Here is a 19,741-nt window from a genome sequence, read left to right on the forward strand (position 1 = left end):
CGGCGTCGGCTCCTGGGCGGTCACGCCGTCATCATGCCAAAGGCGTCGAGGCGGACGTCGGCCCGCACGCGTGTCCGCTCCCGCGCGAAGTGCGCCCGCTCGTCGGCCATCCACGTCAGCCAGTGCTCGCGTGCGGCCTCGCCGTCGCGCGCGAGCCCCCGTGCGAGGCGCAGGTCGTCGGGCGCCTCGACCCACACCCGCAGCGTGGCCGCGGGGTCGGCCGCGCGCCGCGCCGAGCCGCAGCCCTCGAGCACCAGGACGTCGGGCACCGGCAGGTCGACCCACTCGGCGAACCGGCCGCTCGGCCAGTCGAACCGCTGGTAGCGACCGGGCAGGCCGCGGCGCAGGGGCTCGAGCACCTGCGCCGCGAGGCGCGGCCACAGCGAGCACTCGAGCCCGCGCCAGCCGTCGTACAGGTCGTCGAGGTGCAGCACGTCCGCGGCGTGCCCGCGCGCGGCGACGGCCGCGGCGAGCCGGCCGGCCGTCGTCGTCTTGCCCGAGCCCGCCGGGCCGTCGACGCACACCAGCCGGACCGGGCCGAGCCGGCGCGGTCCCGCCAGGACGCGGTCGACGAGCACGTCGAGGACCGCGCCGGCGTCGCGCGCCGCCGTCATCAGGCCGCGCGCGAGGCCCGCAGCCGTGCCGCGAGCGCACGGGCGCGCTCGAGCTGCTCCGCGACGCGGACGGGCGCCGTGCCGCCGTGCGCGGAGCGCGACGCGAGCGAGCCCTCGACGGACAGCACCGCCCGGACGCCCGGCGTCAGGTGCGGCGAGATCGCCTGCAGCTGCTCGTCCGTGAGGTCCCACAGCTCGAGCGGCGGCTCGTGCTCCTCGCACGCGCGCACGCACGCGCCGGCGACCTCGTGCGCCACGCGGAACGGCACGCCCTCGCGCACCAGCCACTCGGCGACGTCGGTCGCGAGCGAGAAGCCCTGCGGCGCGAGCGCGGCCATCCGGTCCGTGTCGAACGTGAGGGTGGCGACCATGCCGGCGAACGCCGGCAGCAGGACCGTGAGCTGGTCGACCTGGTCGAAGACCGGCTCCTTGTCCTCCTGCAGGTCGCGGTTGTACGCGAGCGGCAGCCCCTTGAGGGTGGTGAGCAGCCCGGTGAGGTCGCCCACGAGCCGGCCGGCCTTGCCGCGCGCGAGCTCGGCCACGTCCGGGTTCTTCTTCTGCGGCATGATGCTCGACCCGGTCGAGTACGCGTCGTGCAGGCGCACGAACCCGAACTCCTTGGTCGCCCACAGGACGACCTCCTCGGCGATCCGCGAGAGGTCGACGGCGACCATCGCGGCCACGAAGGCGAACTCCGCGACGACGTCGCGCGACGCCGTCCCGTCGATCGAGTTCTCCACCGGCGCGTCGAAGCCCAGCTCGGCCGCGACGGCCGCCGGGTCGAGGCCGAGCGACGACCCGGCGAGCGCACCCGAGCCGTACGGCGACACCGCCGCGCGGCGGTCCCAGTCGGCCCAGCGCTCGACGTCGCGCAGCAGCGGCCACGCGTGCGCGAGCAGGTGGTGCGCGAGCAGCACCGGCTGGGCGTGCTGCAGGTGCGTGCGCCCCGGCAGGGGCGCGTCGCCGGCGGCCTCGGCCTGGGCCACGAGGGCGTCGACGACGTCGAGCACCATGCCCGACAGCACGCGCGCCTGCCGGCGCAGGTACATGCGCACGAGCGTGGCGATCTGGTCGTTGCGCGAGCGGCCCGCGCGCAGCTTGCCGCCGAGCTCCGCGCCGGCACGCTCGATCAGCCCGCGCTCGAGCGCCGTGTGCACGTCCTCGTCGTTTGGGGTCGGCGCGAACGCGCCGGAGGCGACGTCGGCGCGCAGACGCTCGAGCGCGTCCTCCATGCCGGCGACCTCGGCGTCCGTGAGCAGGCCCGCGGCGTGCAGCACGTGCGCGTGCGCGACGGAGCCGGTGATGTCGTCGTCGGCGAGCCGCCAGTCGAAGTGCGTCGAGCGGGACAGCTCGGTGAGGGCCGCCGCGGGGCCGGACGCGAAGCGCCCGCCCCACAGCGCGAGCGGCCCGTCACCGGTCGTGGGCTGCTCAGGCACCGGCGAGCCCGCCCTGCGTGCCCAGGTCCGGCGCGTTGCCGAACTTGACGTCCCGCGCGGCGGCGAGCTTCGAGCTCAGGCCGTAGATCTCGATGAAGCCCTTCGCCGCGGACTGGTCGAACGTGTCGCCCGTGTCGTAGGTCGCCAGGTTGAAGTCGTAGAGGCTCGCGTCGGAGCGGCGTCCCGTCACCGTGGCGCGGCCGCCGTGCAGCACGAGGCGCACGTCGCCCGACACGTACCGCTGCGTGTCGTCGACGAAGACGTCGAGCGAGCGCTTGAGCGGGCTGAACCACTGGCCGTCGTAGACCAGCTCGGTCCACCGCTGCTCGACGCCGCGCTTGAAGCGGGCCTGCTCGCGCTCGACCGTCACGTTCTCGAGCTCCTGGTGCGCCGCGATGAGGGCGATCGCGCCGGGCGCCTCGTAGACCTCGCGCGACTTGATGCCGACCAGGCGGTCCTCGACGATGTCGATCCGGCCGACGCCCTGCGCGCCCGCACGGCGGTTCATCTCCTGGATCGCCTGCAGCGGCGTGACCGGGACGCCGTCGAGGGCGACCGGGACGCCCTGCTCGAACGTGATGACGACCTCGTCGGCGACCGGCGGGAACGTCGGGTCGTCGGTGTAGGTGTAGACGTCCTTGGTCGGGCCGTTCCAGATGTCCTCGAGGAAGCCGGTCTCGACCGCGCGGCCCCACACGTTCTGGTCGATGGAGAACGGGTTGTGCTTGGTCGTCGCGATCGGGAGCTGGTGCTTCTCGGCGAACTCGATCGCCTTGTCGCGGGTCAGCGCGAGGTCGCGGACGGGCGCGAGGCACGTGAGGTCCGGTGCGAGCGAGGTGATGCCGACCTCGAAGCGCACCTGGTCGTTGCCCTTGCCGGTGCAGCCGTGCGCGACGGTCGTCGCGCCGAACTGGCGCGCGGCGCGCACGAGGTGCTTGACGATCACCGGGCGCGACAGCGCCGAGACGAGCGGGTACCGGTCGAGGTACAGGCCGTTCGCCTTGAGCGCCGGCATGCAGTACTCCTCGGCGAACTCGTCGCGCGCGTCGGCGACGTAGGCCTCGACGGCGCCGCAGTCGAGCGCGCGGCGGCGGATGACCTCGAGGTCCTCCCCGCCCTGACCGACGTCGACCGCGACGGCGATCACCTCGGCACCGGTGGCCTCCGCGATCCAGCCGATGGCCACCGAGGTGTCCAGGCCCCCGGAGTACGCGAGGACGACGCGATCGGTCATGTCAGGTTCTCTCCGTTCTCAGCAGCGTGTGCATGCATGAACATACATGCCCGCGCGGAGATATGCACAACCGGGTCTCAGCCCTCGCCGGCGAGGGCGAGGAAGCGGGCGGCGACGGCCTCGCCGCCGTCGGCAGCGCGCGCGATGACGAGCACGGTGTCGTCGCCCGCGATCGTGCCGAGCACGTGCGGCAGGACCGAGTGGTCGATGGCGGAGGCGAGGAACTGGGCCGCCCCGGGCGGCGTGCGCAGCACCACGAGGTTGCCGGACGCCTCGGCCGTGACCAGGAGCTCCGCGCACAGCCGGGCCAGGCGCGCGGCGAGCATCTCCGTGTCGCTCGTGGTGGGCGTGCGGTCGCCGCCCTCCTGCGGGACGGCGTACGCCAGCGCGCCCGAGGGGGTGCGGATCTTCACGGCGCGCAGCTCGACCAGGTCGCGCGACAGGGTCGCCTGCGTCACGTGCACGCCCTCGCCCGCGAGCAGCTCCGCGAGCTCCCCCTGCGAGTGCACCGACCCGCGCGAGAGCAGGTGGGTGATGAGCGCGTGCCGCGCGGCCTTCGTCGAGGGGATCGCCCCCGCCGGCGTGCTCACCGCTGCTCCAGCAGGAACGTCAGCAGCGCCTTCTGCGCGTGCAGGCGGTTCTCCGCCTCGTCCCAGACGACCGACTGGGGGCCGTCGAGCACCTCGGCGGTGATCTCCTTGCCGCGGTAGGCGGGCAGGCAGTGCAGCACCAGCGCGCCGGGCGCCGCCAGCGCCAGCGCGTCCGTGTCGAGGCGGAACGCCGTGAAGCGCCCGGCCCGCTCCCCCGCCTCGTCCTCCTGGCCCATGGAGACCCAGGTGTCGGTGGCGACGACGTCGGCGCCCGCGACCGCGGCGTCCCGGTCGTGCAGGACCTGCACCGAGCCCCCGGTGCGCGCCGCGACGGCCTGGGCGGCCGCGACGACCCCGGGGTCCGGCAGCGCGTCCGCGGGCGTGCCGACGCGCACGTGCAGGCCGGCCGTCGCACCGCCGAGCAGGTACGAGTGGGCCATGTTGTTCGCGCCGTCGCCCACGTAGGCGAGCGTCGTGCCGGGCAGTGACGCGACGCCGCCGCGGTGCTGCGCGACCGTCGTCAGGTCGGCGAGCACCTGGCACGGGTGGAACTCGTCCGTCAGCGCGTTGACGACCGGGACGCCCGCGAGCGCGGCCATCTCCTCGAGACGGGTCTGGGCGTGCGTACGCCAGACGACGGCGGCGACCTGGCGGCCGAGGACCCGCGCCGTGTCGGCGATCGACTCGCGCACACCGATGCGCGCGAGCGACCCGTCGACCGTGAGCGGGAAGCCGCCGAGCTCGGCGACGCCCGTCATGAAGCTCACCTGCGTGCGCAGCGTCGGCTTGTCGAAGATGACCGCGACGGTCCGCGGGCCGGCGAGCGGCGTGCGGAGGAAGCGGTCGTCACGGAAGGCGAGGGCGAGCTCGAGGACGGCCGCCTGCTCCTGCGGGTCCAGGTCGTCGTCGCGCAGGAAGTGGCGGGTCACGCGGAGGCCTCCTTCGCCAGGTCGGCCGGCAGCGCGGCGACGAGGTCGACGAACGGCTGCGCCTGCTCGTCGGTCAGGACGTACGGCGGTGCGATGCGCAGCGTCGTGGGCGTGCAGGGGTTGACGATCAGGCCGGCCTCGAGCGCGTCGGTCGCGACCCGCGCCGCCACCGGCGCCGCCAGCTCGACCGCGATGAGCAGTCCCTCCCCGCGCACCTCGCGCACCAGGGGGTTGCCCGTCGCGGCGAGACGCTCGCGCAGGCGCGCGCCCAGCGCGGTCACGTGCGCCAGGAGGCCGTCGCGCTCGACGACGCCGATCGTCGCGAGCGCGGCCGCGGCGGCGACGGGGTTGCCGCCGAACGTCGTCCCGTGCTGGCCGCGACCGAGCAGCGAGGCCACCTGGGGGCCGAACGCGATCAGCCCACCCACCGGGAACCCGCCGCCGAGGCCCTTGGCGACCGTGACGACGTCCGGGACGACGCCGCCGCCGAGGTGCGGGTGCTGGTGGGCGAACCAGCGGCCCGTGCGTCCCATGCCGGTCTGCACCTCGTCGAGCACCAGCAGCGCCCCGTGCCGGGACGTCAGCTCGCGCGCGAGGGCCAGGTAGCCCGGCGGGAGCGGACGCACGCCCGCCTCCCCCTGGACCGGCTCGAGCACGAGGCCCGCCACCTGGTCGCCTCCGTCGGCGAAGGCGGCCTCGAGCGCGGCGGTGTCCCCGAACGGGAGGAACTCGACGCCGCCCGGCAGCGGCTCGAACGGCTCGCGGTACGCGGCCTTGGACGTGAGGGCGAGGGCGCCCATGGACCGGCCGTGGAAGCCGCCCTCGAGCGCGAGCACGCGCGGGCGGCGGCCGGCGGAGTGGCGGCGCAGCAGCTTGAACGCGGCCTCGTTCGCCTCCGTGCCGGAGTTCGTGAGGAACACGCGCGAGCCCTCGGGGGCGGCCGCGAGCGCGAGCAGGCGCTCCGCCAGGGCGATCTGCGTGGGGCTCGCGAAGAAGTTCGAGATGTGCCCGAGCGTGCCGAGCTGGGCGCTGACCGCAGCCGTGAGCGTCGGGTGCGCGTGCCCGAGCGCGTTGACCGCGATCCCGCCCAGCAGGTCGAGGTACCGCCTGCCGTCCGCGTCCCAGACGTACGGGCCCTCGCCGCGCACGAGGACGCGCTGCGGCGGACCGAACGTGTCCATGAGGGCGTGCGTGTAGCGGTCGGTCCACTCGGCGACCGAGCCGGCCGCGGCGGGCATCGGCAGGGCGTCGTCGGGCGCCTCCGCGCGGTGGCGCGGCGCGGACGGCGACGACGGCGCCGCAGGGGTGGTGGGCTCGGTCACGGGGTGTCCTCCTGCGCGGCACGGACCCGGGGCACGGGCACCGTCGAGGGGTTGTCGGCGGGGTCGACGTCCGGCAGCACCATCGTGCCGACGCCGTCGGAGGTGAAGACCTCGACGAGGATCGAGTGCGCCTGCCGCCCGTCGATGACGTGCGCACGCGGCACGCCGCCCTCGACGGCGCGCCAGCAGGCCTCCATCTTGGGGCGCATGCCGGCGTCGAGCCGGGGCAGCAGCGCCGCCAGGTCGGCGGCGCGGATGCGGCGGACCAGGCTCTCGCGGTCCGGCCAGTCGGTGTACAGGCCCTCGACGTCGGTGAGGACGATGAGCTTGCGCGCCCCCAGCGCGACCGCGAGGGCCGCCGCGGCGGTGTCCGCGTTGACGTTCAGCACCTGCGTGGGGTCGTCGACGTCGGGCGCGACCGTGGACACCACGGGGATGCGCCCCGAGTCGAGCAGGTCGAGCACCGCGCCGGGGTTCACCTGGACGACGTCGCCGACGAGGCCGACGTCGACCTCCTGCCCGTCGACGACCGCCGTGCGCCGGCGCGCCTGGAAGAGCCCGCCGTCCTCGCCGGACAGGCCGACCGCGTGCGGGCCGTGCGCGTTGAGCAGGCCGACGAGCTCGCGCGACACCTGGCCCGTCAGGACCATCCGGACGACCTCCATGGCCTCCGGCGTCGTCACGCGCAGGCCGCCGCGGAACTCGCTCTCGATGCCGAGGCGGTCGAGCATCGCGTTGATCTGCGGGCCGCCACCGTGCACCACGACCGGCCGCAGGCCCACCCGGCGCAGGAACACCATGTCCTCGGCGAACGCGCGCTTGAGCGTCTCGTCGACCATCGCGTTGCCGCCGTACTTCACGACGACGAGCGCGCCGGCGAACTGCTCGAGCCAGGGCAGCGCCTGGATGAGGACCTCGGCCTTCTGGTCCGGACGCAGGTCGGTGCGGGTGTCGAAGTAGAAGTCCTCCGGCACGGGCGGGAGCTCGGGTGTCGTCATGTGGAGTACGCGCTGTTCTCGTGGACGTAGTCGTGCGTGAGGTCGTTGGTCCAGACCGTCGCCGAGGCGTCCCCGGCGTGCAGGTCGACCTCGACGTGGATCTCGCGCGCCGCGGCGAGGTCGAGCTGCGCCGGGTCCTCGTGCGCGCCGCCCGCCCGGCAGATCTGCAGGCCGTTGATCGCGACGTCGAGCGCGGTGGGGTCGAACGGCGCGACATCCTCGGGCACCGTGCCCACCTGGGCGATGATGCGGCCCCAGTTCGGGTCGTTGCCGAACATCGCCGCCTTGAAGAGGTTCGAGCGCGTGACGGCGCGGGCCACGGCGAGGGCGGCGGCCTCGGTCGTCGCGCCGTGCACGTGGACCGCGATGTCGTGGCTCGCCCCCTCGGCGTCCGCCACGAGCTGGCGGGCGAGCGACGCGCACACGCGCAGGACGGCGTCGGCGAAGACGTCGGGCGCGGGGACGACGCCGCTCGCGCCGGAGGCCATGAGCGTCACCGTGTCCGACGTGGACATGCACCCGTCGGAGTCGACGCGGTCGAAGGTGGCGCCGGTCGCCGCGCGCAGGGCGGCGTCCGCGGTCGCCGCGTCCACGTCGGCGTCCGTCGTGATCACGGACAGCATCGTCGCCATGGCCGGCGCCAGCATGCCGGCGCCCTTGGCCATGCCGCCCACGGTGAACGTCCCGTCCGGCGTCGTGACGGTGACGTGCGCCGTCTTGCTGACGCTGTCCGTCGTCATGATCGCGGCGGCGGCGTCCGGCCCGGTGGACGCGTCGAGCGCCGCCACGGCCGGGGCGATGCCGGCGAACAGCTTCTCGCTCGCGAGCGGGACGCCGATGAGCCCGGTCGAGCACACGAGGACGTCGCCCGCGGAGACGCCGAGCGCGTCGGCGACCTTCTCGGCCGTCGCGTGCGCGTCCTGGAAGCCGCGCGGCCCCGTGCCGACGTTCGCCCCACCCGAGTTGAGGACGACGGCGGACACGACGCCGTCCGAGACCGCCTGGCGCGACCACAGCACGGGTGCGCCGACGACGCGGTTCGTGGTGAACACCGCGGCGCCGACCTGCCGGGGCCCGTCGTTGACGACGAGCGCGAGGTCCGGCTTGCCGGAGGCCTTCAGCCCGGCGGTCACACCCGAGGCCCGGAAGCCCGCGGCGGCCGTCACGCCGGGCGAGGTGCCGGGCGAGGTGCCCTCGAGGGCGGGGCCGAGGTGGTCGGTCACGGGGCGACTCCGTTCCGCGGGAGGCCGAGCGTCTCGGGCAGGCCGAGCGCGATGTTGAGGGACTGCACCGCGCCACCCGCGGTGCCCTTGACGAGGTTGTCGATGGCGGTGACGGTCACGACCCGGCCGGCGCGGGCGTCGAGGGCGACCTGGACGAGCGCGGTGTTCGCACCCGTCGTCGCCGCCGTCGTGGGCCAGCGGCCGTCGGGCAGGACGTGCACGAACGGCTCGTCGGCGTACGCCGCGCGCCACGCCGCGCGCAGCTCGTCGTCGGAGGCCTCGACGCCCGGTGCGAGCCGCGCGGTGGCGGTCGCGAGGATGCCGCGCGAGGTCGGCACGAGGACGGGCGTGAAGGACGTGCGCACGTCCGTGGCGCCCGCGCTGCGCAGGTTCTGGGCGATCTCCGGGATGTGCCGGTGCGTGCCGCCGACCGCGTACGGCACGGCCGCACCGAGCGCCTCGGACGCGAGCAGGTGGGGCTTGAGGGACTTGCCCGCCCCCGAGTAGCCGACGGCGAGGACCGCGACGAGGTCGGTGGTGTCGAGCAGGCCGGCGGCGACGCCCGGCTGCAGACCCAGGGTGACGGCGGTGACGTTGCAGCCGGGGACGGCGATGCGGCGGGCGCCTGCGAGCCGGTCGCGCTGGCGGGCCGAGGTCTCGGCGACGACGAGCTCCGGCAGGCCGTAGGTCCACGTGCCGGCATGCGGGCTGCCGTAGTAGGCCTCCCAGTCCCCCGCGTCGACGAGGCGGTGGTCCGCGCCGAGGTCGACGACCACGGGGTCCTCCCCCAGCGCCTCCAGCTCGGCCGCGACCGCGCCGCTCGCGCCGTGCGGGAGCGCCAGGACGACGACGTCGTGCCCGGCGAGCGCCTGCGCGGACGTCGGCTCCAGCACGCGGTCGGCGAGGTCGACCAGGTGCGGGTGGTGGTCCCCCAGCGGTGTGCCCGCGTTGCTGTGGGCCGTCAGCGTGCCGATGCGCGCCTCGGGGTGGTCGAGCAGCAGGCGGAGGACCTCACCGCCCGCGTACCCGCTGGCGCCGGCGACCGCCACGGAGAACGTCATGTGCATGAACATACAGTGGGCTGCACAAAGATACCAACGGTTCCGGTCGCGACCAGCGGGAACAGTCTCGCAGGCGACGCGGTTGCGACGGTCATGCGTGCCGTCGTCGCCGCCCGTGCGGGCGGACCCGAGGTCCTGGAGCCGACCGACGTCGCGGACCCCGCGCCGGGTCCCGACGAGGTGCTCGTGCGCGTCGCCGCCGCGGGGGTCAACTTCATCGACACCTACCGTCGCACGGGGACGTACCCGATGTCCTACCCGCACGTCGTCGGCTCGGAGGGCGCGGGCGAGGTGGTCGCGGTCGGGCCCGAGGTCACGACCCTCGCGCCGGGCGACCGGGTCGCCTGGGCCGACGTCCCCGGCTCCTACGCCGAGCTCGTCGCCGTGCCGGAGCGCTCCGCGCTCGTCGTCCCGCCCGGCCTCGACGACCGGACCGCCGCCGCACTGCCGCTGCAGGGCATGACCGCGCACTACCTCGCGGCGTCGACCTTCCCGCTCGAGCGAGGGCACGACGTGCTGCTGCACGCCGCCGCCGGAGGCGTGGGACTGCTGCTCACCCAGCTCGCGGCCGCGCGCGGCGCCCGCGTGATCGGCACGGTCGGATCGGCCGAGAAGGAGGCGCTGGCCCGCGCGGCCGGCGCCGCGGACGTCATCCGCTACCGCGACCTGTCCGACCTGACCGCCGAGCTGCCCGCGCTCGTGCGCGACCTGACCGCCGGCCGCGGCGTGCACGTCGTGTACGACTCGGTGGGCAGGGACACGTTCGACGCGTCGCTGGCGGCGCTGCGCACGCGCGGGACGCTCGTGCTGTTCGGCGGCTCGTCGGGTCAGGTCCCGCCGTTCGACCTGCAGCGGCTCAACGCCGCCGGGTCGCTGTTCGTCACCCGGCCGACGCTCGCCCACCACACGCTGACCCGCGACGAGCTCGAGTGGCGCTGGCGCGAGGTCGCCGAGCCCGCCGCCGCCGGTGCGCTCGACGTCCGCGTCGGCGCCACGTTCCCCCTCGCCGACGCGGCCGAGGCCCACCGCGCCCTCGAGGGGCGCGCCACCACCGGAAAGGTGCTGCTGCTCCCGTGACGTCCACGACGCCCTTCACGCCCCTGCCCGCGCCGACCCGCACGATCCGTGTCGAGGTCTGGTCGGACGTCGCCTGCCCCTGGTGCTTCATCGGCAAGCGCCGCTTCGCCGCCGCGCTCGCGCAGTTCCCCCACCGCGAGCGCGTCGAGGTCGTGTGGCGCTCCTACCAGCTCTCCCCGAGACGCCGACGGGTCCCGGCCGGCCCGAGGTGGACGCGCTCGCGCGGATGAAGGGGCTGGACCCCGCGCAGGTGCGCCAGATGTTCGCGCACGTCACCGCCGTCGCGGCGACCGACGGCCTGCGGTACGACTTCGACCGCACCCTCGCCTTCAACACGTTCGACGCCCACCGGCTGCTGCACCTCGCCGCGCGCGTCGGCGGCGCGGCCCTGGCCGACGCGACCATGGAGGCCCTCTTCTCGGCGCACTTCGAGCAGGGCGTCGACCTCGGTGCCGACGGCGCGCTCGTGGCGGTCGCGGAGCAGGTCGGCTTCGCCGAGCACGGCTGGGACGAGGCCCGCGTGGCCGCCGCGCTCGCCGGCGACGAGGAGGCCGACGCCGTGCGCGCCGACATCGCCGAGGCGCGGGCGCTCGGGGTCACCGGCGTGCCGTTCTTCGTCCTCGACCGCACGTACGCCGTCTCCGGTGCGCAGCCGGCGCAGGTGTTCGCGCAGCTGCTCGAGACCGGGTGGCGCGCGGCGAACCCGCTGGCCACCGTCGCGGCCGGGGAGGCGTGCACCGACGCGTCCTGCTGACGGGCCTCACGACGGTGCCGACGGCCCCGCCCCCTGAGGGGCCGCCGGCACCGGATCACGGGGCGCCGCGTCCCGCAGCGGCCAGCACGCCGGACCCGGGACGGTCCGGCGCGACGACGTCGACCTGGTCGAAGAACGCCACCTCGTGCTCGCACGAGCGGACGAACGCCGCGAGCATGCGCGCCCGCGTCGCCGCCCCGACCTCCCGCGTGGCGGCGTCGCACAGGCGCCGGGCCTCGTCGGCGGCCGCGGCGAACGCCGGGTCGCCGTACGTGCCGACCCAGTCGCCGTACGGGTGCCCCGCGAGGTCCCCGAACGCGCCAGGACGCGCGCGCCGATGTCCGCGTACAGCCAGTAGCACGGCAGCACCGCCGCCGTGAGCTCGGCGTACGAGCCGCGGGCCCCGACCGCCAGCAGGTGGTCGGTGTAGGCCGTCGTCACCGCGGACGGCGGGCCGTCCCACACGCGTCCCGTGCGGGTGAGGCGGTCGCGGTGCAGCTGCGCCTCGACGTCGAGGCACCGACTCGCCCCGCGCGCCCAGAACGCCTGCGCCGGGCCGTCGGGCGCGAGCTCGCTCGCCCGGGCCAGGACGCGCGAGTAGGCGGCCAGGTACAGCGCGTCCTGGTGCAGGTACGCCTCGAACGCCTCGGCCCGCAGCGTGCCGTCCGCGAGCGCCCGGACGAACGGCAGGTCGTCGCACGCGGCCCGCAGGTCCGCGACCGCGTCCCACGCCTCGTCCCCGAACGGCCGGGCGCCCAGCGTCGGGGCGTGGTGCAGGTGGTCCACCGGTCCCCGTCCCGACCCGACGGCGAGCGCCTCCCCCGCCGCGATCGCACCGGTCAGCCACGCCTTGGCCTCCCGCACCGCCGACACCCAGTCCGCGCGCCGCGGGCGCAGCGCGGCCACGGCCGCCGACAGCGAGCAGCCCGTCCCGTGCGTCGCCGTCGTGGCGAGGCGGACCGCGTCGAGCTCGACGACGGTCGTCGCGTCGACGACCGCGTCGGGGCTCGCGTCCCCGTCGAGGTGCCCGCCCTTGAGCAGGACCGTCACGTCCGAGGCCTGCGCGAGCCGGCGGGCCTGGTCCACCGCGTCGCGCCACGTGCGCGCCGTCGGCTCCCCGAGCAGCACGCCGAGCTCGGGCAGGTTGGGCGTCACGAGGTGGGCGTGCGGGACGAGCCGGCGCACCGCGTCCTCGGCGTCGCGGTCGAGGAGCCGGTCCCCGCTGGTCGCGACCATGACGGGGTCCAGCACGACGACCGGCGGGCGGGTGCGCGCGAGCCACGCGGCGACCTCGTCCGCGACGGCGCGGGTGCCCAGCATGCCGATCTTCACGGCGTCGACCGTCACGTCGTCGCTCACCGCGTCGAGCTGCGCGCGCAGGAAGTCCACGTCCGGCACGTGCACCGCGCGCACGCCGTGCGTGTTCTGCGCGACGAGCGCCGTCACGACCGCCATGCCGTACGCGCCGTGCGCGGCGAAGGACTTGAGGTCGGCGTGGATGCCGGCGCCGCCCGTGGGGTCGGTCCCCGCGACCGACAGCGCCCGGACCCGGGTCGGGACGCCGAGCGGGGCGCTCACCGGGTCACCGCCGCGAGGCCCGCCCGCGACCAGGCGTCGACCAGGTCGGCGGCGGCACGCCCGGGGTCGGCCGCGGCGCAGACCGCGCTCACGACCGCCACGGCGTGCGCACCCGCGGCCCGCAGGGCCGGCACGTCGTCCGCGGACAGGCCGCCGATCGCGACGACGGGCAGCGCCGTCGCGGCCGCCACCGCCCGCACGCCGTCGGCGCCGAGCGCGGGGCCGGCCTCCGGCTTGGTCGGGGTCAGCCGCACGGGGCCGCTGCCCACGTAGTCCGCGCCCACCGCGTCGGCGAGCCGGTCCGGGTGCGGCACCGACACGCCGACGACCGCGTCCGGCCCGAGCAGGGCCCGCACGTCGGCCACCTCGAGGTCCTGCCGGCCGACGTGCACGCCGTCGACGCGGGCACCGCGGGCCCGGGCCGCCAGCGCGACGTCGACGCGGTCGTCGACCAGCAGCAACGCGGTCGGCGCGTGCCGCAGGGCGTCGGCGACCGCGACCGTGAGCGCGACCTGCTCGCGGACGCCCGCACGCTTCGCGCGCACCTGCACGGTGCCGACGCCGGCGCGCACGGCCGCCGACGCGACGGCGGCCGGCGCGTGCCCGGACGCGGCGCACACGTCGGCGTCGAGGACGAGGTACGCCCCTGCGGGCAGGCGGGTCATGCGGGCACCGCCACGCGCGCGGCCGTCCGGGCCCGCTCGGCGACGTCGTCCGGGGCGAGGGCGTGCAGCGCGTCGAGCAGCGCGGCGGGGAACGAGCCCGGCCCGCGGGCGACCGTCGCGGCGCGCTCGGCGGACAGGCCGAGCGCCACCGTCGCGGCGACCCCCGCCGTGAGCGGGTCGGCGACGGCGCCGAACGCGGCGGTCAGCCCGCCGAGGGCGCAGCCCGCGCCCGTGATGGTCGTGAGCAGCGGGTGGCCCACGGCCAGACGCACGTGCGTGCGCCCGTCGGTCACGAGGTCCACGGGGCCCGAGACGGCGACCGCCCCGCCGGTGAGCCGGGCGACCTGCTCGGCGGCGACGACCGCGTCGTCCACGCCGTCGCGTGCGTCGACGCCGCGTGCGGCGGTCGCGAGGCCCGCGAGCGCGCGGACCTCGCCGGCGTTGCCGCGGACCACCGCCGGACGCTCGGCGAGCAGGCGCCCCGCGAGCCGCGTGCGGACCGACAGCACGCCGACGGCCACCGGGTCGAGCACCCACGGCGTGCCGGCCCCCGCGGCGACGGCGACGGTCGGCTCGACGGCCGCACGCTGGTCGGGCCCGAGCGTGCCGAGGTTGACGAGGACGGCACCGGCGACGGCGGCCAGCTCCTCGGCCTCGCCGGGCGCCGACGCCATCGCCGGCGACGCGCCGACCGCGAGCAGGGTGTTGGCGACGAGGTTCGTCGTCACCTCGTTGGTCAGGCACTGGACGAGCGGGGTCCGTGCCCGCAGGTCGGCCAACGCCGCCGCGGCGGCCGCGGCGAGGTCGGGTGGGCAGGGACGGCAGGCGTCGTCATCGCGACATCCCTTCGCTCGTGCTAACGAGATCAGGTTCGACGGGTGTGATCTCAGCCCTGCCTGGTGCAGGGCACCCCGTGTCGCCGGCCACCGTAGCGCAGCGAGGGACGCATCCGGACGGACCGGACCATTCCTCGGACCGGACGGCCGTCCGGAGCGGGCACGACGACGGGGGCGGGTCCGGTGGGACCCGCCCCCGTCGCAGGGGCCGGCGCGTCAGCGGCGCACGGTCACCGTCCGGCTCGTGCTGCCCTCGACGTTCGCGGCGTCGTCGGGGACGAAGACCGCGGTGAGGCGGTGCGTCCCGCGGCCGAGGTCGCGCGGCAGGGTGCCGATCGCGACGCCGAGCACGACGGGGGCCTCGGCCACGACGCGGTCACCCTCCCGCAGCTGCACGGTGCCCGACGGCAGGCGCAGCGTGTCGAGGCGGACCGTGGCGACCCACGGCGACGGCAGGAACGACACCGGCGACGACACGACGTGCAGCGTGGTGCTGCTGCCGACCCTCTCGACCGTCACCGTGACCGGGTCCGACTGCGAGCCCGCGACCTGCGCGCTGCCCGCGTACCGGGCGACGACGTCGTACGTGCCCGCCGGCGTGCCGGCCGGCAGCGTGAGCACCGCCTGCCCGCCGCGCAGGGTCGCGGTGCCGAGGACGGTGTCGCCCGCGACGAACTCGACCTGACCCGTCACCCGCACGTCGGACGTGACCCGTGCCGTCAGCCGCACGCGCGGCGCGAGGTCGCCGTGCACCTGGCTGTCCGGCTGCGCCGTGAGCGTGGTGGTCGACGACGGCACGCCGTCCTCCACGACCAGCGGCAGCGTCACGGTCGTGCCGCTGGGCTGCGCCACGAGCGTGAGCGTCCGGGTGCCGGGCGCGGTGCCCTCGGGCACCGTGACCGTGACGGTGCCGGACGCGTCCGGTCCCTCGCCCCGAGCGAGCGGCGCCGTGCCGAGCACGACGTCGTCGAGGCGCACCTCGAGGGAGGTGTTCTCCGGCGCTCCGAGGCTCGTGAGGTTGAGCCCGGTGACGGGGAACGTGAGCTCCGCGCCCGCCTCCACGCTCTGCGGCAGCGCCGGCACAGCGACCGCCCGCTCGCGGAAGTCCGGCGCGAGGCCGGGGTTGGCCTGCAGGTAGGCGATCCACGCGTCGCGGTCCACGAGACCGGAGTCGGCGGTGTCCTGCCCCTCGGCGAGGACGCGGAAGTTGTCGCCGCCCTGCGCGAGGAAGGAGAACGTGCCGATGCGGTACTCGGCGTCGGGGTCGAGCGGCGCGCCGTCGACCGTGACCGAGGTGATGCGCTCGCCCTGGGGACGCGACGCGTCGTAGGTGTACGACACGTTGTCCGACAGGCCGAGCTGCAGGTACGGCCGGCTCGGGACGTTGCCGTCCTCGTCCGTCTGCCACTGCTGCTCGAGCATCGTCCTGACCTGGGCGCCCGTGAGCGTGGTCGTCCAGAGGTTGTTGACGAACGGCAGCACCGCGTTGGCCTCGGCGTACGTGATCGTGCCGTCGGGGGCCTGGAACAGCTCGTTGCGCAGGCCGCCGGGGTTGACGACGCCGATCTGCGCGCCGCCCCGCTCGGGGGCGTCGAGCGTGTCGAGCAGCGCGTCCGCGACGAGGTTGCCGAGCGTGGACTCGCGGCTGCGGTCGTCGCGGCCGGTGCTCGGCAGCGGGCCGGGGCCGACGTAGCGGCCGTCGACGTACGCGCCGCCGGCGTAGGCCGTCGTGATGTCCGCCGTCACCGACCCGACCGGCTGGTTGCCGACCTCGGCGGCGTACGCGAGTGCCGCGTCGACGATCGTCTTCACCTCGGCCACGCGCGGGTACGCCGCGACGAGCTCGGCGTCCGCCGTCGTCGTGCGGGCGACGTTCTCCGCGGTGGAGGCCGTCACCTCACCCGACTCGCGGTCGTACGTCAGGACCACCTTGCCGAGGAACTCCCCGTACGAGCCGGTCTGCAGCACCGGCCGCGTCCCGTCCTCGCCCGGCACGGGCGCCTGCCACGCGTACTGCTTGTGCGTGTGGCCGGTGAAGATGGCGTCCACCGCGGCGGACGTCTGCGTGACGATGTCGGCGAAGGCGCCGCCGGCGGCGACCTCCTCCTCGAGCGTCGAGCCGTCCGGCGTGCCGGCGCCGGCGCCCTCGTGGTACTCGGCGACTACCACGTCGGCCTCGCCGTTCGACTCGTCGCCGTCGGTCAGCTGCGCCGCGACGCGGTTGACCGCCTCGACCGGGTCGCCGAACTCGAGCGACGCCACGCCGCCCGGGCTCACCAGCGTCGGCGTCTCCTGCGTGACCGCGCCGATGACGCCGACCGTCACCCCCGCCATGTCGAGCAGCGCGTACTCCTCGAGCGCCGGCGTGGTGGTGCCCGCGCGGTAGACGTTCGCACCCAGGTACGGGAACCGCGCGTTCTCGCCGCCCGCGATGACACGGTCGACGAGGTCGTCGTACCCGCCGTCGAACTCGTGGTTGCCGACCGCCGACGCCGCCAGGTCGAGCGCGTTCAGCACGTCGATCGTCGGCTGGTCCTGCTGGACCGAGGACGCGAACAGCGAGGCGCCGATGTTGTCACCGGCGGACAGGAACGCCGCGGCACCGCCGGCGGCCTCCGCCGCCGCCCGCTGCTGCTCGACCGTCCCGGCCACCTTGACCGTGTTCGCGTCGATGCGGCCGTGGAAGTCGTTGACGTTGAGGAACGTCAGGTCGACCGGCCCCTCGTTCGCGTCGCCCGCGGTGAGCCCGACGACCACGGGGTCGTGGTCGGAGGACCGGTACGGGCCCGGGTCGTGGTAGGTCGTCGCGTGGTAGCCGTAGCGGCTGTACTCGAGCGCGATCGACTCGCCCGCGTTGATCTCCCAGACGTCCGCGCCCGTGGCGCGCGCGGCGGCCGCCTCGTTGAGCAGGACGTGGTCGAGCGAGCCGGACAGGCCCTGGAACGAGTAGCTCCACTGGCCCGGCGCCAGCGTGCTCACGGCGTCGACGTAGCCGGCGTCGTAGAGGACGCGCAGCGGGTCCTCCTGCGTGTACGCGTTGAAGTCGCCGACCAGCGCGACCGCCTCCGCGTCGCCCTGCACCGTCGGCACCCAGTCGCGCAGCGCCGTGGCCTGCCGCACCCGCGACTCGTTCGACGCCCCCTGGCCGTCGCCCGCGTCACGGTCGCCCGGCCAGGGACCCGCCGAGCCCTTCGACTTGAAGTGGTTCACCACGACGAGCACGGGCTCCCCGCCGCCGACGGGCGTGAACGCCTGCGCGATGGGCTCCCGCGCGTTCTGGAACGCCTCGCCCTCGTCGCTCTGGTCCCCCAGGGCGCGCGACGCCCCCGTGGGGTGACCGCCGCGGGCTGGTAGATGAGCGCGTTCGTGATGACGTCCTGACCGGACGGGTCCGGCAGCTCGTCCGACGACGGCACATACGCCCAGCGCTCCTCGCCGGCCGCCGCGTTGAGCGCCTCGACGAGCGTCGCGAGGGCCTCGTCCGCGACGCCGTCGACGCGCGCCGAGTTCTCGATCTCGAGCAGGCCGACGACGTCCGCGTCGAGCCCGTTGATCGCGGCGACGACCTTCTCCTGCTGCCGGGCGAGGTCGTCCGGGTCCCAGGCCCCGCGCTGGTCGCAGCCCTCGTCGACCGTGACCGGCTCGTCGTCCGGGGTCGTGTACGGGACGCACGACGGCGTCTGCGCGCCGAGGGTCGTGAAGTAGTTGAGCACGTTGAACGACGCGACGGACACGTCGCCGCCGACCGCCTCGGGGCGGGCGTCCGGTCGTTCTCGAACGTCGCCGGGGCCGGGCCGCCCGCCACGAGCGGGGCCGTCGGGTTGAGCTTCCAGGCGTTGTTGCGGTAGTCGACGACGACGGGCTCGACGAACTGCACCGCGGCACCGACGCGCACCGGGTTCTGGGTCGACACGTACGGCGGCGTCAGCTCGTGCCCGTTGTCGCCCAGGAAGTTCGTCGTCGCGCCGTCGTCCAGGGTGACCCGCCGCGCGGCGTTGTCGGCCACGACGGCGGCCGCCTCGGGCGTGCCGGGCCGCGCCACCTCGGTCGGCTGCAGCAGCGGGGTCGTGCCCGTCGCCAGCCCCACCTCGCCGTACTGGTTGGTCGTGTACGTGTTGGAGACGGTGAGGTCGCCCGTCGGCAGGAAGAGCATCGACTCCAGCGCCTCGCGCGTGGCGTCGTCGGCCGGCCATGCGCCCTCGACCGGCACCGGAGCCGGCGCGGGGTCGAGCACGGTGACGTCGGCGAGGGACCCGACGGTGAGCTGCGTGAGCCCGTTGAACTCCGCGACCTCGCCCGTCACGCGCAGGTGCTGCCCGACCTCCACCGCGCCGACCGTGGCCTGCGAGTAGACGAAGATCGCGTCGGAGGCTGAGCGGCCGGCGGGTGCACCGCCGCCCGTGCCGGGCGTCTGCAGGACGTAGCCCCGGAACCCGCCGGTCGGGTACGCCGCAGTGACGACGCCCGTCGTGGTGACGCGCCGGCCGACGACGGGCGACGCCGCACCGGTGCCCTGGATCTGCGCGATCGTGCGCTCGGCCGGGTCGGACGAGGTCGGCGTGGGGGTCGGCGTGGGGGTCGGCGTCGGGCTGGGCCCGGGCTCCTGGCCGGACGCCGTGGGGGTGGGCGTGCCGAGCACGAAGTCGGCCGCGTTGTCCGCCGTGTTGGTCCCCGCGGCGTCGCGCTGGACCGACGTCGTGTTCGACGTGCCCGGCGCGGGCCCCGACCCGGCGTACGACGAGACGCGCGGACCGAATCCCACGAGGTCGACCACGGCGGGCACGTCCGCGCAGCCGGTGCCGCAGGACAGCGCCTGCGCGGACGACGTCAGCGCGACCTTGCCCGTCGACCCGCTCATCGGGATCGTCCCGGTGACGTCCGGCTCGATCTCCACGCTGCCGCCGGCACCGCGGGCCTGCCCGACGAGCAGGTGCCCGCCGGCCGGGACGCTCGCGCCCGTCAGGGGCGTCACCTGCCAGGTGTCACCGGTCGCGGACGCGTACTGGACCGCCCAGCCGGAGACGTCGACGGGCGCGTCGCCCGGGTTGTACAGCTCGACGAAGTCCTGGGTCAGGGTGGCGCCGCTGTTGCCGCCGCCCCCGTAGACCTCGGAGATGACCACCGGGGCGTCCGGTGAGACGGCGGCCTGGGCCGCCCCTGCCGTGACGACGCCACCGGTGAGCATCAGCCCGAGCGCGGTCAGCGCCCCGGTGGTCGTCCGTCCTCGTGCGTGCACGCGAGTCTCCTTCGTCGGGGCACAGGCTCGTGCGGGTGCTGCGGGTGCTGCGGGTGCGGCGCCGACGCCGCGTGAGGGGTGCTGCGCGACGCTGCGCAGCGAAACGGCCGCTCGTGGCGGCCGGGTCCACCCTGCGTGGTTGGTCCGGTCCGCCGCAACTACCCGACAGTAACCATTCGGTGAACTCG

Annotated in this window: 15 protein-coding genes, 2 pseudogenes and 1 riboswitch; of the genes and pseudogenes, 3 read left to right on the forward strand and 14 right to left on the reverse strand. The window is 75.6% G+C overall.

Annotation, left to right across the window (positions count from 1 at the left end; genetic code table 11):
• Positions 1-20 precede the first annotated feature (20 nt).
• The 9 genes from GC089_RS10345 to argC form a co-directional block, all read right to left on the reverse strand.
• Complete coding sequence (locus GC089_RS10345) at positions 21-614, reverse strand: uridine kinase (protein ID WP_155377614.1); 594 nt, start codon at positions 612-614, stop codon at positions 21-23.
• Positions 614-2,050, reverse strand: coding sequence for an argininosuccinate lyase (gene argH / locus GC089_RS10350; protein WP_155377615.1), 1,437 nt, complete (start codon positions 2,048-2,050; stop codon positions 614-616). Before argH ends, GC089_RS10345 begins: the two co-directional genes overlap by 1 nt.
• Positions 2,043-3,284, reverse strand: coding sequence for an argininosuccinate synthase (locus GC089_RS10355; RefSeq protein WP_155377616.1), 1,242 nt, complete (start codon positions 3,282-3,284; stop codon positions 2,043-2,045). The genes argH and GC089_RS10355 overlap by 8 nt, the downstream gene beginning before the upstream one ends.
• A gap of 77 nt (positions 3,285-3,361) precedes the next feature.
• Complete coding sequence (locus GC089_RS10360; protein ID WP_155377617.1) at positions 3,362-3,874, reverse strand: arginine repressor; 513 nt, start codon at positions 3,872-3,874, stop codon at positions 3,362-3,364.
• Entirely contained in the window at positions 3,871-4,803 is a 933-nt protein-coding gene (gene argF, locus GC089_RS10365) for an ornithine carbamoyltransferase (RefSeq protein ID WP_155377618.1), read from the reverse strand. Before argF ends, GC089_RS10360 begins: the two co-directional genes overlap by 4 nt.
• Entirely contained in the window at positions 4,800-6,041 is a 1,242-nt protein-coding gene (locus GC089_RS10370) for an acetylornithine transaminase (protein ID WP_155379127.1), read from the reverse strand. Before GC089_RS10370 ends, argF begins: the two co-directional genes overlap by 4 nt.
• 80 nt (positions 6,042-6,121) lie before the next feature.
• Entirely contained in the window at positions 6,122-7,123 is a 1,002-nt protein-coding gene (gene argB / locus GC089_RS10375) for an acetylglutamate kinase (protein ID WP_155377619.1), read from the reverse strand.
• Entirely contained in the window at positions 7,120-8,346 is a 1,227-nt protein-coding gene (gene argJ, locus GC089_RS10380; protein ID WP_155377620.1) for a bifunctional glutamate N-acetyltransferase/amino-acid acetyltransferase ArgJ, read from the reverse strand. The genes argB and argJ overlap by 4 nt, the downstream gene beginning before the upstream one ends.
• On the reverse strand, positions 8,343-9,407 hold the full coding sequence (argC, locus tag GC089_RS10385; protein WP_230684732.1) for an N-acetyl-gamma-glutamyl-phosphate reductase: 1,065 nt from the start codon (positions 9,405-9,407) through the stop codon (positions 8,343-8,345). Before argC ends, argJ begins: the two co-directional genes overlap by 4 nt.
• 93 nt (positions 9,408-9,500) lie before the next feature.
• Here argC and GC089_RS10390 point away from each other — a divergent pair, with 93 nt between their 5' ends.
• From GC089_RS10390 to GC089_RS10395, 3 genes are read left to right on the forward strand one after another with little or no spacing between them, the layout of a single operon-like run.
• Positions 9,501-10,484, forward strand: a complete 984-nt coding sequence (locus GC089_RS10390; protein WP_155377622.1) for a quinone oxidoreductase — start codon at positions 9,501-9,503, stop codon at positions 10,482-10,484.
• Entirely contained in the window at positions 10,481-10,714 is a 234-nt protein-coding gene (locus GC089_RS20070) for a DsbA family protein (RefSeq protein WP_370513985.1), read from the forward strand. The genes GC089_RS10390 and GC089_RS20070 overlap by 4 nt, the downstream gene beginning before the upstream one ends.
• A complete protein-coding gene (locus GC089_RS10395; protein ID WP_370513986.1) occupies positions 10,711-11,238 on the forward strand; it encodes a DsbA family protein in 528 nt (175 codons plus the stop codon). Before GC089_RS20070 ends, GC089_RS10395 begins: the two co-directional genes overlap by 4 nt.
• Positions 11,239-11,293: 55 nt before the next feature.
• Here the strand turns inward: GC089_RS10395 and GC089_RS20075 are convergent, their stop codons facing one another.
• The 5 genes and pseudogenes from GC089_RS20075 to GC089_RS20080 all read right to left on the reverse strand — a co-directional run bounded on the left by GC089_RS20075 (position 11,294) and on the right by GC089_RS20080 (position 19,502).
• On the reverse strand, positions 11,294-11,701 hold the full coding sequence (locus GC089_RS20075) for a hypothetical protein (protein ID WP_370514109.1): 408 nt from the start codon (positions 11,699-11,701) through the stop codon (positions 11,294-11,296).
• Positions 11,623-12,816 (reverse strand): annotated as a pseudogene (gene thiD / locus GC089_RS10400) (bifunctional hydroxymethylpyrimidine kinase/phosphomethylpyrimidine kinase); the annotation flags it as partial. The pseudogene thiD and the gene GC089_RS20075, both read right to left, overlap by 79 nt.
• Positions 12,813-13,481 (reverse strand): thiamine phosphate synthase, encoded by a 669-nt coding sequence (gene thiE, locus GC089_RS10405; RefSeq protein WP_155377623.1) that lies wholly within the window; start codon positions 13,479-13,481, stop codon positions 12,813-12,815. The pseudogene thiD and the gene thiE, both read right to left, overlap by 4 nt.
• Positions 13,478-14,347: a hydroxyethylthiazole kinase gene (gene thiM, locus GC089_RS10410; protein WP_155377624.1), complete on the reverse strand. Its 870-nt coding sequence runs from the start codon at positions 14,345-14,347 to the stop codon at positions 13,478-13,480. Before thiM ends, thiE begins: the two co-directional genes overlap by 4 nt.
• Positions 14,307-14,405, reverse strand: a riboswitch (TPP riboswitch). (Overlaps the previous gene by 41 nt.)
• 128 nt (positions 14,406-14,533) lie before the next feature.
• Positions 14,534-19,502, reverse strand: a pseudogene (locus GC089_RS20080) (ExeM/NucH family extracellular endonuclease).
• Between the last annotated feature and the right edge of the window lie 239 nt (positions 19,503-19,741).

It is taken from the genome of Cellulomonas sp. JZ18, from assembly GCF_009720485.1.
Classification (GTDB): domain Bacteria; phylum Actinomycetota; class Actinomycetes; order Actinomycetales; family Cellulomonadaceae; genus Cellulomonas.